Origin of the sequence: Geodermatophilus arenarius, assembly GCF_042654585.1 — a bacterium.
GTDB lineage: Bacteria > Actinomycetota > Actinomycetes > Mycobacteriales > Geodermatophilaceae > Geodermatophilus > Geodermatophilus arenarius.
Genome location: NZ_JBHSGR010000025.1, coordinates 26173 through 39473 on the forward strand (window position 1 = coordinate 26173; position 13301 = coordinate 39473).

16 protein-coding genes are annotated in these 13301 nt (G+C 76.5%); 6 read left to right on the top strand and 10 right to left on the bottom strand.

Translation table 11 applies throughout. From position 1 onward, the window contains the following. Window positions 1-11 precede the first annotated feature (11 nt). The 5 genes from ACFO3M_RS19400 to ACFO3M_RS19420 are packed head-to-tail and all read right to left on the bottom strand — an operon-like array spanning window position 12 to window position 4860. The gene (locus ACFO3M_RS19400) at window positions 12-776 is read right to left on the bottom strand and encodes an SDR family NAD(P)-dependent oxidoreductase (RefSeq protein ID WP_387992728.1); all 765 of its coding nucleotides are present in this window, start codon (window positions 774-776) and stop codon (window positions 12-14) included. Beyond that, complete coding sequence (locus ACFO3M_RS19405; RefSeq protein ID WP_387992731.1) at window positions 773-1756, bottom strand: fumarylacetoacetate hydrolase family protein; 984 nt, start codon at window positions 1754-1756, stop codon at window positions 773-775. Before ACFO3M_RS19405 ends, ACFO3M_RS19400 begins: the two co-directional genes overlap by 4 nt. Further along, the gene (locus tag ACFO3M_RS19410; protein WP_387992734.1) at window positions 1756-2694 is read right to left on the bottom strand and encodes a VOC family protein; all 939 of its coding nucleotides are present in this window, start codon (window positions 2692-2694) and stop codon (window positions 1756-1758) included. Before ACFO3M_RS19410 ends, ACFO3M_RS19405 begins: the two co-directional genes overlap by 1 nt. Window positions 2695-2708: 14 nt before the next feature. Then, window positions 2709-3839, bottom strand: coding sequence for an FAD-dependent oxidoreductase (locus ACFO3M_RS19415; RefSeq protein WP_387992737.1), 1131 nt, complete (start codon window positions 3837-3839; stop codon window positions 2709-2711). Between the two features lie 10 nt (window positions 3840-3849). Further along, window positions 3850-4860 (bottom strand): cyclase family protein, encoded by a 1011-nt coding sequence (locus ACFO3M_RS19420; protein ID WP_387992740.1) that lies wholly within the window; start codon window positions 4858-4860, stop codon window positions 3850-3852. A 109-nt stretch (window positions 4861-4969) separates the two neighbouring features. On the opposite strand from ACFO3M_RS19420, the gene ACFO3M_RS19425 reads away from it, so the two are divergent. Next, complete coding sequence (locus ACFO3M_RS19425) at window positions 4970-5932, top strand: LysR family transcriptional regulator (RefSeq protein WP_387992743.1); 963 nt, start codon at window positions 4970-4972, stop codon at window positions 5930-5932. A gap of 611 nt (window positions 5933-6543) precedes the next feature. Next, the gene (locus ACFO3M_RS19430; RefSeq protein ID WP_387992746.1) at window positions 6544-7128 is read left to right on the top strand and encodes a VOC family protein; all 585 of its coding nucleotides are present in this window, start codon (window positions 6544-6546) and stop codon (window positions 7126-7128) included. 3 nt (window positions 7129-7131) lie between these two features. Here the strand turns inward: ACFO3M_RS19430 and ACFO3M_RS19435 are convergent, their stop codons facing one another. Beyond that, the gene (locus tag ACFO3M_RS19435) at window positions 7132-7284 is read right to left on the bottom strand and encodes a hypothetical protein (RefSeq protein ID WP_387992749.1); all 153 of its coding nucleotides are present in this window, start codon (window positions 7282-7284) and stop codon (window positions 7132-7134) included. 60 nt (window positions 7285-7344) lie between these two features. Here ACFO3M_RS19435 and ACFO3M_RS19440 point away from each other — a divergent pair, with 60 nt between their 5' ends. Next, a complete protein-coding gene (locus tag ACFO3M_RS19440) occupies window positions 7345-7734 on the top strand; it encodes a hypothetical protein (protein ID WP_387992752.1) in 390 nt (129 codons plus the stop codon). Between the two features lie 6 nt (window positions 7735-7740). Here the strand turns inward: ACFO3M_RS19440 and ACFO3M_RS19445 are convergent, their stop codons facing one another. Continuing rightward, a complete protein-coding gene (locus tag ACFO3M_RS19445) occupies window positions 7741-9312 on the bottom strand; it encodes a Na+/H+ antiporter (RefSeq protein WP_387992755.1) in 1572 nt (523 codons plus the stop codon). Then, window positions 9312-9569, bottom strand: a complete 258-nt coding sequence (locus tag ACFO3M_RS19450) for a ubiquitin carboxyl-terminal hydrolase 14 (protein WP_387992758.1) — start codon at window positions 9567-9569, stop codon at window positions 9312-9314. The genes ACFO3M_RS19445 and ACFO3M_RS19450 overlap by 1 nt, the downstream gene beginning before the upstream one ends. A gap of 132 nt (window positions 9570-9701) precedes the next feature. Here ACFO3M_RS19450 and ACFO3M_RS19455 point away from each other — a divergent pair, with 132 nt between their 5' ends. Continuing rightward, window positions 9702-10631 (top strand): hypothetical protein, encoded by a 930-nt coding sequence (locus tag ACFO3M_RS19455; RefSeq protein ID WP_387992761.1) that lies wholly within the window; start codon window positions 9702-9704, stop codon window positions 10629-10631. 4 nt (window positions 10632-10635) lie between these two features. Here ACFO3M_RS19455 and ACFO3M_RS19460 read toward each other — a convergent pair whose 3' ends face one another. Beyond that, a complete protein-coding gene (locus ACFO3M_RS19460; protein WP_387992871.1) occupies window positions 10636-10893 on the bottom strand; it encodes a mycothiol transferase in 258 nt (85 codons plus the stop codon). Between ACFO3M_RS19460 and ACFO3M_RS19465 the strand changes: the two genes are divergently transcribed. Then, on the top strand, window positions 10830-11030 hold the full coding sequence (locus ACFO3M_RS19465; RefSeq protein ID WP_387992764.1) for a WCX domain-containing protein: 201 nt from the start codon (window positions 10830-10832) through the stop codon (window positions 11028-11030). The two genes, ACFO3M_RS19460 and ACFO3M_RS19465, sit on opposite strands and share 64 nt — an antisense overlap. After that, on the top strand, window positions 11027-11833 hold the full coding sequence (locus ACFO3M_RS19470) for an SDR family oxidoreductase (protein ID WP_387992767.1): 807 nt from the start codon (window positions 11027-11029) through the stop codon (window positions 11831-11833). Before ACFO3M_RS19465 ends, ACFO3M_RS19470 begins: the two co-directional genes overlap by 4 nt. Here the strand turns inward: ACFO3M_RS19470 and ACFO3M_RS19475 are convergent. Beyond that, entirely contained in the window at window positions 11830-13227 is a 1398-nt protein-coding gene (locus ACFO3M_RS19475; RefSeq protein WP_387992770.1) for an NAD(P)/FAD-dependent oxidoreductase, read from the bottom strand. The genes ACFO3M_RS19470 and ACFO3M_RS19475 overlap by 4 nt on opposite strands. Window positions 13228-13301 lie beyond the last annotated feature (74 nt).

A 13301-nucleotide genomic window follows, 5' to 3' on the forward strand; every position in this document is an offset into this window, starting at 1 on the left:
GGCGGTTCCTCTCAGGATGCGGCCGGCGCCGCGGCGGACACGGCGTCGCTGATCGACTTGACGCCGCCGTGGGCGGTCATCCCGCCGTCGACGGGGATCTCGGCGCCGGTGATGAACGAGGCGCCGTCGCCGAGCAGGAAGGCGACCAGCGGCGCCACCTCGTCGACGGTGCCGGTGCGGCCGAGCGGGGTCTCGGCGACGTTGGCGGCGCGGAACGCCGGCGCCGCCGAGGCGGTCATCGGCGTCTCGACGTAGCCGGGGTGGATCGTGTTGACCCGGATGCCGCGCGGGCCGAGCTCCAGGCAGGCCGCCTTGGCCAGCCCGCGCAGCGCCCACTTGGACGCGGTGTAGGCGACCGGGAAGTGCCCGGTCAGCGCGGCCACCGAGCCGACGACGACGACCGAGCCGCCGCCGGTCATCAGCGGGGTGAGCGCCTGGATGCCGAGCAGCGTCCCGGTGACGTTGACCTCGGACACCCGGGCGAGGTCGGCGGGGGCGAGGTCGGCCAGCCGCGCCCGCCAGGTGACCCCGGCGTTGGCGACCAGCCCGTGCACCCGGCCGTGCTCGGCGCGGAGGTCCTCGGCCAGCGCGGCCCAGCCGGCGGCGTCGGTGACGTCGAGCCGCCGGTAGGCCGCCCCGCCGAGGTCCTCGGCGGGGCCGTCCTGCACGTCGGTGGCGACGACGGTCGCGCCCTCGGCGGCCAGCAGCCGGGCCTCGGCCGCGCCCTGCCCCTGGGCCGCGCCGGTGACGACGACGACCCGGCCGGTCAGGCTCACGCCGGGCGCTTGCGGGTGCGCGGCCGCGGCCGGGCGGCCCGCACCGGCGGCAGGTCGACGCCCTCGACCACCCGGTTGCGGATGGTGCCGATGCCCTCGACGGTCATCTCCACGACGTCGCCGGGCCGCAGCGGCGGGGGAGCGGCCTCGCCGCGGCGGCCCCACAGCTCGGCCAGGCAGCCGCCGTTGCCGCAGGTCCCCGAGCCGAGCACGTCGCCGGCGCGGACCTCGGTGCCGCGGGAGGCGTAGGAGACGAGCTCCTCGAACGGCCAGCCCATGTTGGACAGCAGGTCCTGGCCGACCTCGGTGCCGTTCACCGACACCCGCATGTCCAGCGCGAGGAAGCCCTCGTCGTCCCGGAAGGGCTCCAGCTCGTCGGCGGTGACCAGCCACGGGCCGAGCGTGGTGGCGGAGTCCTTGCCCTTGGCCGGGCCGAGGTTGACCTTCATCTCGCGGGCCTGCAGGTCGCGCGCGGACCAGTCGTTGAGCACCGTGTACCCGAAGACGTGCTCGCGGGCCTGCTCCGGCGTCAGCGAGGCGCCGTCCCGGCCGACGACGACCGCCACCTCGAGCTCGAAGTCGAACCGCTGCGAGCCCGGCGGCACCGCGACGTCGTCGTGCGCGCCGACCAGCGCGTACGGGTTGGTGAAGTAGAACGTCGGCGCCTGGTACCACTCGTCGACCACGCCGGCGACGCCGTCGATCGCCTTGCGCACGCCCTCGACGTGCTCCTCGAACGCGACGAAGTCGCGCACGGTCGGCGCCTCCAGCGGCGGCAGCAGGCGGACCGACCCCAGCGGCACGGCCGGGCCGCGCAGCGCCTCCTCGCCGGCCGACAGCGCGGCGGGCAGGCCGGCGCGGACCAGGTCGAGGACCGTCGTCCCCTCCGGCAGGGCGTGCAGGCCGGCCGTGCCGTCGGGGAGGTCGCTGACGACGCCGGCCCGCACCGCGCCCCCGGAGGACCAGGTGGCGAACCGCATCAGACCGGGGGAGCGACGAACAGACCCTTGTCGGGGTCGTTGAACGACTTCCTCGCGACGAACTCGTTCATCGCGTTCGCGGTGCCCCACTGGTCGCTGACCTCGGGGTTGCTGAAGTCGTAGACGTGCGGGTGCCAGGTGTCCTCGTCGAGGACCTCGAGCTCGGTCGTGTACTCCACGGTGTTGCCGTGCGGGTCGAGGAAGTAGGAGAAGGTGTTGTTGCCGGCCAGGTGGCGGCCCGGGCCCCAGATCTTCTCCACGCCCTGGCGCAGCAGCCGGCCGGTGCCGCGCATGTACTCGTCGAGGCCGCGCAGCTCGAACGAGGCGTGGTGCAGCGAGGCGTGCGGACCGCGGGCGATCGCCATCGAGTGGTGCCAGGCGTTGGTCCGCATAAACCACATCATGTTGCCCATCCGCGGGTGCATCAGGGTGTCCGACAGCGAGAACGCCAGGTGCTTCTCGTAGAAGGCAAGGGTGCCCTCGGGGTCGGCGGAGTTGATGACCACGTGGGACAGCCGCACCGGGATCGACTCGCCCTCCTCGATCGCGCGGTGCTGCCGCACGGCGACGTCGGCGCTGACCTCGATCGTGCGGCCCTCGTTGTCGAAGAACCGGAAGCCGTAGCCGCCACCGGGGGTCTGCAGGTCGGTCGGCTCGTGCACCAGCTGGACGCCGTCGCGGGCCAGGTTCCCGGCCAGGGTGTCGACGTCGGCCCGGTCCTTGGCGCCGAAGCTGATCAGGTCGATCCGCTTGTCGGTGGCCTCGCGCAGCCGGACGACGTACTGCTCCGGGCTGCCCTCGGCGGCGAGGAAGGCCAGGCCCGAGTCGGAGTGCTCGGCCTTGAGGCCCCAGGTGCCGGAGAAGAAGTCGAGCTGCTTGGCGAAGTCGGGCACGGCCAGGTCGACGTGCCGCAGGTGGGTGATCAGGCGCTGGGTCATGGGGTCTCCCTGGGTTACGCGGGCTGGGCGACGAGCTGGGCGATCGAGCGCATGAGGCCCGGGATGTCGCCCTGCACGTGGTCGAGCTGCCACTGGGCGAGCTGGTTGGAGGCGTCGACGACGGTCTTCGCGCGGTCGAAGCGGCGGGCGGTGAAGGCGTCCCACAGGTCCTGGTCCAGCGCGGACCGGGTGAGCAGCAGGTCGGTGAGCGCGTAGGCGTCCTCGAGCGCCTGCGCGCCGCCCTGGGCGATGGTGGGCGGGCAGGTGTGCGCGGCGTCGCCGACCAGCACCACCCGGCCGCGGTTCCACGGGGCGGGCAGCACGTGGGTCTCGAACCAGGTGTAGTTCACCCGGGACGGGTCGGTGAGCGTCTCGCGGACGTCGTCCCACGGACCGTGGTAGGCCGCGGCGAGCTGCCGCATGGTGGCCAGCTGCTCCTCGGGCGTGAGCGTCGAGCGGTCCTGCGCCGGCTCCACGATGTAGGCGTAGAGCGAGTCCTCGCCGGTCGGGCAGTAGCCGGCGATGAACGACGGCCCGCCGTAGTACAGGTCGGTGCGGGTCACGCTCGCCGGCCGCGGGCCGAACGCGCGCCAGATGCCCATGCCGACCGGCTTGGTCTCCAGCTCGATGCCGAGCGCCCGGCGGGTCCACGAGCGCAGGCCGTCCGCGCCGACGACGAGGTCGTACCGGCCGGTCGAGCCGTCGGCGAAGGCGACGTCGACGCCGGTCGCGTCCTGGCGCAGCTCGGTGTGCGTCGTCCCGAACCGGACCTTGACGCCGACCTCGGCGGCGCGGTCGGTGAGGATGCGCGCCAGCTCCGGGCGCGACATCCCCATGACGGCGGGCAGGTCCGGGCCGCCCGTCTTCGCGTCGGGGACCTCCGCGACGACGGTGCCGGCCGGGTCGGGCGCCCGGATGCCGGTGACGTCGAAGGCGTACCCGGCGGCGGACACCCGCTCCCACACGCCCAGGGTGCGCAGCTCGCGCAGCGCGTTGCCCTGCAGCGTGATGCCGGAGCCGAGGGCGGTCACCTCCGGCTTGATCTCGACCAGCTCGACGGCGACGCCGGCCTCGGCCAGGCGGATGGCGGTGGCGGCGCCGGCGAGGCCGGCACCGACCACCAGGACGTTGCTGACGGCGGGCATCGGGGGCCTCCTACTTGACGGCGATCGGGTTGACGGGGGCGCCGACGGCGCCGGTCACGGGCAGGGGGGCGGCGGTGAGGAAGAACTCCCACACGCCGTCGGCGGCGCAGTCGGCCGCGAGGGCGTCGAGGTCCCACAGCTCGCCGAGGAACAGCCCGATGTTCGGGATGCACACCTGGTGCAGGGGCTGGAAGGCGACGTCGAACTCGTTGGGCCGCACCTCGAAGCCCCAGGTGTCGGTGGCGACGCCGGCGATCTCGGTGGCGTGCAGCCAGTCGGCGGTGGTGAAGCTCAGGCCCGGCGCGGGACCGCCGGCGTAGTCGCCCCACCCCTGCCCGGCGGCGACCGAGCGGCGGGCCCGGGTGAGCTGGCCGGTGCGCACCAGCAGCAGGTCACCGCGGCCGACCCGGGCGGACCCGCCCTGGGCGGCGATGGTGGCCTCGAGGTGGTCGGGGGTGATGGCGAAACCGTCCGGCAGCTCGCCGTCGGTGCCGATCGCGCGGCCGACGTCGAGCAGCACGCCGCGGCCGGCGATCCGGTCGGCGACGGTCTCGATGCCGGTGACGGCGTCGCCGAGGCTGGTGACGACGTCGCCGGCGCGGCGGCCGTTCCAGGCGTTGCCGTGGTCGAAGATGTGCCCGAGGCCGTCCCACTGGGTGCTGGCCTGCAGCGGCATCGCGATCACGTCATCAGCGCCGCCGATGCCGTGCGGGAAGCCCTGCACGCCGCGCTCGGCGTCGGTGCCGGTGTCGAGCATCGTGTGCACCGGGTTGGTGCGCCGGCGCCAGCCCTTCTGCGGGCCGTCGGCGTCGAACCGCTGCGACAGCGAGAAGGCAGCGCCGCGGCGGACCAGCGCGGCGCCCTCGCGGCGCTTGTCCTCGGTGAGGAAGTTGAGCGTGCCGAGCACGTCGTCGGCGCCCCAGCGGCCCCAGTTGGAGCACCGCTCGGCGGCGGCCTTGATCGCCGTCTCGGGGTCGGTGCGGTCGAGTTCGGCGGGGTCCAGCCAGGTGCGGTCGGGCACGGTCGCGTCTCCTTCGTCGTGACGCGGACCACGGTCCGTCACCCCGGGCGGGGGAGGGAAGACGAGATGTCTGATGGGGGTCATAGACGGCGCCGATACCGTCGGCGTCGTGAACCTCGCGAGCCTGGACCTCAACCTGCTCGTGTCCCTCGACGCCCTGCTCCAGCAGCGCAGCGTCACCCGGGCCGCGGCGCAGATGGGGCTGTCCCAGCCGGCGCTGTCGGCGTCGCTGGCCCGGCTGCGCCGCCACTTCGGCGACGAGCTGCTCACCCGGGTCGGCAACGAGTACCGGCTCACCCCGCTGGCCGTGCAGCTGCGCGAGCTGGTGCGGGTGGCGCTCAGCGGCGTCGAGCGGGTGTTCACCGCCCAGCCCGGGTTCGACCCCGCGTCGTCGACCCGCGAGTTCTCCGTGCTGGTGAGCGACTACGTCGTCGTCGTCCTCGGCGACACCATCGCCGCGCTGCTCGCCGAGGAGGCGCCGCACACCCGGCTGCGGCTGACCCCGCACTCGCCGGCGATCGTGGAGACCGCGTCCTCGGCGCTGCTCACCACCGACCTCATGCTGCTGCCGCACGGGTTCGCCGCCGACCTGCCGCACCGTGACCTCTACCGCGACGAGTGGGTGTGCGTGGTCGCCGCCGACAACCCCGTGGCCGAGCGGGGGCTCACCGTCGAGGACCTCGAGGAGCTGCCGTGGGTGGCGACCTACCACGGGCAGACGGCGTCCACCCCCGCCGCGCGGCAGATGCGCCAGCTCGGCATCGAGCCGCGGGTGCAGGTGGTCAACGAGAGCTTCCTGACCGTCCCGGCGCTGGTGGCCGGCAGCGACCGGATCGCGTTGCTGCAGCGCCGGCTGGTCGACCTGCTGCCGCTCGGCTCGGGCATCCGGGCGCTGCCGCCGCCGTTCGAGGCCGGGCCGCTGGTCGAGGCGATGTGGTGGCACCCGGTGTACGACGACGACCCCGAGCACCGGTACCTGCGCGACGTCGTCTCCCGGGCGACGGAGCTCGCCGTCCCACCGGGCGGGCGGGAGGGCATCGACCTGGCTGATACGGCACCCCGGGAGAAGTGATCTCCGCTCCGGGCGGGCGGTACCGACACCCGCCGTCCCGTGACGCCGGTCACGGGACGGCGCCCGTCCTCCCCGGAGACGCCCGTGCCGGTCCGCGACGCCGCACCCCTCACCGACGAGGTGGCCGTCGACCCCGCCACCGGCCGCCCGGCCGGCCGCGCGCAGGCCCCGGTCCTGCCGTGCATCCAGGACGCCTTCGCCGGCACGTCGGGCGTCGAGACGCTCACCCCGGTGGTGCTCACCGCGCCGGCGCTGGTCATCGGCCTGACCGCGAGGGTCGCCGGCCGGATCGTCGACCGGGTCGGGCGCGAGCGGCTGCTGGTCGGCGCGCTGCTCGCCGACTACTCCTCGGGCCCGCGGCGGGAGCGCTGCTCCGGCCTGCAGGTCGTGTTCACCACCGTGGCCGCCTGCTGTTCCTCGCCCTCGGCGGCGCGCCCGGGTCGCACTCGTGGCGGACGCCGTTCCGGCTCTCCGCCGTCAGCCTGCCGCTGGCCGTCGCGGCGGCGCGGTTCGTCCGGCAGCCCACCCCGGCCGCCCGCTCGGAGAGGCGGCCCGCGCTGCCCTGGGCCCGGCTGGCCGCGCCGGTCGGGGTCACCCTGCTCGGCGGGCTGGTGTTTCACGTCCTGGTCGTCGAGCTGTCGTTCGAGCTCGACGCGATCGGCGTGACCGCCACCGGCACCATCGGAGCGGTCGGCGCGATCAGCTCGCTCGCCACCGCGGTGGCCGCGCGCACCGACCGGCCCGCCCCGGCACCGCCCCCGCACCCCTGGACCTCCGGGGTGCGGGGGCGGTGCACTGGGCGCCCCGCGCCCGAGGAGGTCCCCGTGGACGTCACCGTCGTCTCCGTGCCCGTCACCGACCAGGACGCCGCGCTGCGCTTCTGGACCGGCCAGGTCGGCCTGGCGGTGCTGCGCGACGCGGAGTTCGCACCCGGCATGCGCTGGGTGCAGGTGGGCACGCCGGGCTCGGGCACCTCGCTGACGCTGGTCACCTGGTTCGACCGGATGCCGCCGGGCTCGCTGCAGGGCCTGGTGTTCGAGGTCGACGACGTCGACGCCGAGTACGCGCGGATGACCGGTGCGGGCGTCCCGTTCGAGGGGCCGCTGACGACCGAGGCGTGGGGCCGGCAGGCGGTGTTCGCGGACCCGGACGGCAACCGGTTCGTGCTGAGCAGCCGCGCCCGGGTGCCGGCCTGAGGCTCAGCGGCGGGTGCGCTCCCGCATGCCGAGGGCGGCGGTGACGAGCAGGAGCCCCAGGCCGACGAGGACCAGCCAGAACAGCCCCTCGACGACCCACCCGACGATCGTCACGACCAGCCAGACGACCAGCAGCAGACCGAGCAGACGCAGCACGGGGACCTCCGGGGGACGGCTGCGGCCAGCCTAGGCCCGGACCGGGGCAGGATGGCCGGGATGGACGACGACCCGTGGGACCTCCTGCTCGCCGGCCTGCCGCCCGCCACCGCCGACCTCGTCCGCGCCGCGGACGCCCTCGTCCGCGAGGCCGACCCCGGCGTCGTGCGGGTGGTGTGGCCGCGCCAGCGCACCGTCGGCTACGGCGTGGGCCCGCGGAAGAACTCCGAGCACTACGCCTACCTCGACGTCTACGACCGGCACCTCAACCTCGGCTTCAACCGCGGCGCGGCGCTGGCCGGCGCCGGCCTCGACGGCGGGCTGCTCGAGGGCACGGGGACGTCGTTCCGCAAGGTCGCCGTCCGGGACGCCGCCGTCCTCGCCGACCCGCGGCTGCCCGGCCTGCTGCGGGCCGCCCGCGAGGAGCGGCTGGCCGCGCTCGGCCGGTGAGCGGTCCTACTCGCGCAGCAGGGTGACCTCCTCCAGGTCCATCTCGTGCTGCACGCGCCGGAACACCTCGTCGTCGATGCGCCGCGCGTCGCGGTACCGGACGAACACCTCGCGCTCGGCCTCGAGCATGGCCCGGCGCATCCGCCGGTAGACCGCGCTCGGCGTCTCGCCGCCGCCGGCGACGGGGCCGCCGAGCCGCTCCCACGCCGCGTTGGTGCGCGCCTCCATCCGCTGCCGCAGCTCGGCGACGGTGGCGGCGTGCAGCGGGTCGCCGTCGTCGAGGCTGTCGAGCCGGGCCACGGCGGCCCGGCCGGCGTCGTTCTGGGCCTGCGCCTCGGCGAGGGCGTCGGCGGCCTCGTCCGAGGCCTGCACGCCCAGCCGCCGGATCACGGCCGGCAGCGTCAGCCCGTGCAGCAGCAGGGTGCCCACGGTGACCACGAAGGTCAGGTAGACGATCTCGTCGCGCCCGGGGAAGGGCGCGCCCGACAGCGTGGTCAGCGGGATCCCGGCCGCCGCGGCGAGCGAGACCACGCCGCGCATCCCGGCCCAGGAGATGACGGCGGGGTACGTCCACGGCGGCGGGGTCCAGTCCGGGCGGCGGCGGGCCAGCGGCCGCAGGTAGGTGGTGGGGAAGACGAACACGACCCGGGCGGCCAGCGCGACGAGCACGAGGAACAGGCCGACCGCCGTCAGCGCGCCCACCGACGGACCGACGCCGGTGACCACCGCACGCAGCTGCAGGCCGATCAGCGCGAAGACCGTCGCCTCGAGGACGGTGTCGGCCGCCTGCCACACCGCGCGGTCCTGCAACCGGGCGACCGGGTGCGCCGCGGGGGAGCGGTGCCCGAGGTAGAGGCCCGCGAGGACCACCGCGAGGACGCCCGAGGCGTGCACCTCCTCGGCGACGGTGAAGCCGATGAACGGGACGAGCAGGCCGAGCGCGCTCTCCAGCACGCCGTCGCGCAGCAGCCGGCGGATGCGGTGCACCAGCCAGCCCAGCGCCCAGCCGATCGCGGCGCCGCCGGCGGCGGCGAGGACGAACACGCCCACGCCCTCGGCGATGCCGTAGCCGGCGCCCGCGGCGACCGCGACGGCGACCCGGTACACGGTGAGCGCGGTGGCGTCGTTGACCAGGCTCTCGCCGCCCAGGATGGTCATGACCTTCCGCGGCAGGCCCAGCCGGCGGCCGACCGAGGTCGCCGCGACCGCGTCCGGCGGGGCGACGACGGCGCCGAGCACCAGCGCCGAGACCAGCGGCAGGCCCGGCACCAGCCACCACGCGGCCAGCCCGACGGCGACCGTGGTGAGCAGCACCGCCCCGACGGCGAGCATGCCGATCGCGCGGAGGTTGGCCCGCAGCCGCAGGTAGGAGCTGTCCAGCGCCGCGGAGTACAGCAGCGGCGGCAGGACCAGCGTGAGGATCAGGTGCGGGTCCAGGGCGTAGTCGGGCACGCCCGGCAGGAAGGACACCGCGAGCCCGACCAGCACCAGGAGCAGCGGCGGGGAGATCCCCAGCCGCCGGGCCAGCGCACTGACGGCGAAGGAGCCGGCGAGCAGGCCGACGAGGGGCAGTTCCATCACACCAGCGCCTGGTCGACGTAGCACCAGCGCCAGTCCTCGCCCGGCTCGACCGAGCGGACGATGGGGTGGCCGGTGGCGCCCGCGTGCGCGGTGGCGTGCCGGTTCGGGGAGGAGTCGCAGCAGGCCACGTGCCCGCAGGACAGGCACATCCGCAGGTGCACCCACCGGCTACCGATGGCCAGGCAGTCGCCGCAGCCCTCGTCCGAGTCCGGCGAGACGTCGCGGATTTGGTCCAGGTGCCCGCACGTCGTCATCACGGTCCCCCTCTCGTCGCGGCTGTCGCCGGGAGTCGACCACCCGCGCGACGCGGGCGGCAACGTCCCCCGGCCGGTCCGCTCTTCCCGTGGCAGGGTCGGCGGCGACCGTGCGAGCCGGGAGGAGGCGCCGTGGACCTCGACGAGGTCGCCGAGGAGCTCTACGCGGTGCCGCCCGGGCAGTTCGTGGCCGCCCGCACCGAGGCCGCCCGCCGCGCCCGGGCCGCCGGGGACCGGGCGCTCGCGCGGGAGATCGGCACCCTCACCCGGCCCACGGCCGCGGCGTGGGCCTGCAACGTCCTGGTGCGCGAGCAGCCCGACGAGATCGCCGGTCTCGTGGAGCTCGGCGACCTGCTGCGCGAGGCGCAGCAGACCCTGGCCGGCGACGAGCTGCGGCAGCTGGGCACCCAGCGCTCCCGGCTGCTGGCCGCGCTCACCCGCCGGGCCCGGGCGGTGGCCACGCGCCGCGGCACCCCGCTCAGCGACGCCGTCGCCGACCAGGTGGAGGAGACGCTGCGGGCCGCGCTGGCCGACCCGGACGCGGGGGAGGCGCTGCTGGGCGGCCGGCTCACCGCGCCGCTGTCCTCCCGCGGCCTCGGGCCCGGCTTCGGCACCCGCCCGGACCTGCGGGTGGTGCCCCCGCCGCGGACCGGGCGCACCGCGCCGGCACCGGAGCGGAACGCCCGGGTGGACGCCGCCCGCCGCGCGGCGGAGCAGCGGCGGCGGGCCGCGCAGGAGCGGCGCGAGCGCGAGCTGGCCGCGGCCCGCGAGGAGGCGGGGACCGCGGAGCGCGAGGCCGCGGAGGCGGAGGAGGCCGCCCGGGCCGCGCACGAGCGGGCCGGGCGGGCCGCCCGCCGGCAGGAGGAGCTCACCGCCCGCGTCGGGGAGCTGGAGGCCGAGCTCGAGCGGGTGCGTGCCGACGCGGAGGCGGCCGGGGCCGAGGCGGCCCGGACCGGCCGGCGGGCGGCGGCGGCCCGCCGGGCGGCGCGGCGGGCGGCCGCCGACCGCGACCGCACCGCCGACCGCGTCACGGAGCTGGAACAGGCGCCGCTGGAGGCCTGACCCGTCAGCCCGTCGTCTTCTGCCCGTCGAGGGACTCGCGCAGGACGTCGGCGTGCCCCGCGTGCTGCGCGGTCTCGGCGATCACGTGCAGGAACACCCGCCGCGCCGACCGCACCGCGCCCGGCGCGAACCACGGCACCTTCGCCCACCGGCCGATCCGGCGGCGCACCTCGTCGGCCGGGGCGGCGACGTCGGCCCGTGACCGGGGAGCGCCCGGGCGGCTGCCGGGTGCGCGTCGACGGCGACGACCTCGACCGGGCAGCGTGCGCGCTGGTCGTCACGGGTGCGCCGTTCACCGTCCTGGGCCCGCCGGAGTTCGCCGCGCACCTGCGGGAGGTGGCCGCCCGCTGCACCGCCGCCGCGCGGGCCCCTGACGCCGCCCCCAGCATGGGGGCATGACGGAGTCAGCGGGCCGCGTCGCGGTCGTCACCGGGTCGGAGTCGGGCATCGGGCGGGCGGTCGCGGTCGCGCTCGCCGAGCAGGGCTGCGACGTCGGCATCACCTGGTACCGCGACGAGGCGCACGCGCAGGGCACCGCCGACGAGGTGCGGGCCCGCGGGCGCCGGGCCGAGGTGCGCCACGTCGACCTCACGCAGCTGCCGGGCGCCGCCGCCGTCGTCGACGACCTGGCCGACGCCCTCGGCGGCGTCGACGTCCTGGTCAACGACGCCGGCACCGGCCACTCCACGCTGGTCCTGGACACCGACTACGAGACCTGGCGCGAGGTGCTGGCCACCGACCTCGACGCGGCGTTCCTCTGCCTGCAGCGCGCGGCCCGCCGCATGGTGGCCGCCGGGCGGGGCGGGCGGATCGTGAACGTGACGAGCGTGCACGAGCACCAGCCGCGGGTCGGCGCGGCCGCCTACTGCGCGGCCAAGGGCGGGCTCGGCCTGCTCACCCGGGTCGCGGCGATCGAGCTGGCCGAGCACGGCATCACCGTCAACGCCGTCGCGCCGGGGGAGATCGCCACACCGATGACCGGCCAGGAGGACGAGGACCCGACCGCGCCCGGCCACGAGCGCCCCGGCGTCCCGGTCGGCCGGCCCGGGGACGCGCACGAGGTGGCCGCCGTCGTCGCCTTCCTCGCCTCGCCCCAGGCGTCCTACGTGACCGGCTCCTCGTACGCCGTCGACGGCGGCATGCTGCAGATGGGCCCGATGGCGGGCTCGCACCTGACCGGCGACGACTGGCGCCGTCCCTAGGCGGCCAGCAGCTCCAGCAGCCGGGCGCGGTCGGGGCCGGGGAACGGCCGCGGCGGGTCGGGCACCGCCGCGGCCACCCGCTCGCGGACCAGCGGCACGGCCAGCAGGTCGGCCAGCGGCGCCATGCACAGCCGGTACTCGAGCATCGCCCGGAACACGTCGGCGTCGCGCATCGCGACCCCGAGGAAGGCCGCGAGCTCCGGGTACAGCGGCGGCTCGGGCGCCCCGCGCCGGGCGGCGTCCATCTGCGCCAGCCGGGAGCGGTCCTCGGCCAGCTGGTCGGTGACGAACGGCCCGACCCGCCGCTCGGTCGCCGCGTTGAAGGCCGCGGCCAGGTCGGCGGGCCGGTCCAGGTCGCGGGCGACCGCGGCGCGCAGCAGCGCGGCGTGCGCGATGCCGACCGACAGGCCGCGGCCGGCCGACGGGTTGGTGCACGCCCACGCGTCCCCGACGGCGGCGAAGCCGGTCACCACCGGCCGGCCGTCGACGGTGAAGCGGCGGCTGCGGTCCAGGCCCCCGGCCATCGCCGTGACCCCGCCCAGCGGCCGCCCGTCCAGCCAGTGCGCCTGCAGCGGGCAGGCCGCGACCACCCGGTCGAACACGGCGGGGTCGCGCAGCTCGCGCAGCGGCCGGTCGCCGGTCTGCCCGAACACGGTGACCGACCAGGTGTCGTTGTCGCCGTCGAGGGTGAGCAGCGAGACGCTGCCCAGCGGCATGAGCCCGGGACCGCGGCGCACCGGCCGGTCGGGGCCGGTGAAGTAGCGCGTGTAGTAGACGAACCCCGAGGCCTGCGCGCGCTGCTCCGGCGGCCGGGCGCCGAGGTCGGCCAGCCACTGCGCCGAGCGGGTGCGCCGGCCGGTGGCGTCGACGACGAGGTCCGCCCGCAGCTCCTCGCCGGCCGCCGTCCGCACCCCGCCGGTGTGCGGCACGCCGCCGGTCGCGGACGGGCCGGGCAGGAGGCCGGCCACCTGCACGCCGCGGCGGACGGTGACCCGCGGGGTGTCCTCGGCGGCGGCCGCCACGGTGGACTCCACCACCGGACGGCGCCCGGTGACGAAGCGCAGCCGCTCGTCGGCCTCCCGGGGCTCACGGTCGGCGATCCCCGGGGGCAGCAGCGCCGTGTAGTCGACCCACACGCAGCCGGCGGCCAGCAGCCGGTCGGTGAGGCCGGGGAGCTCGTCGTCGGCGACCGCGCGGAACCGGGCGAAGAGGTTGTGCGGCTGCCGGAACTGCGCGACCCCGGTGCGCCGCCAGGACTCCCACGCCTCGGCGGGCGTGGTCGGGGCGCCGTCGGGGTCGGACTCGAGGACGGTGACGTCGTGCCCGTCGGCCGCGAGCATCATCGCGGCGCACAGCCCCACCACGCCGCCGCCGCACACCACCACCGAGGCCATGGCCGCCCCCTCGCGCCCGGGACGGCGCGCGCGACCGGTCGCCGGGCGGGCCCAGGGTGGCACCGGCGGCGCCG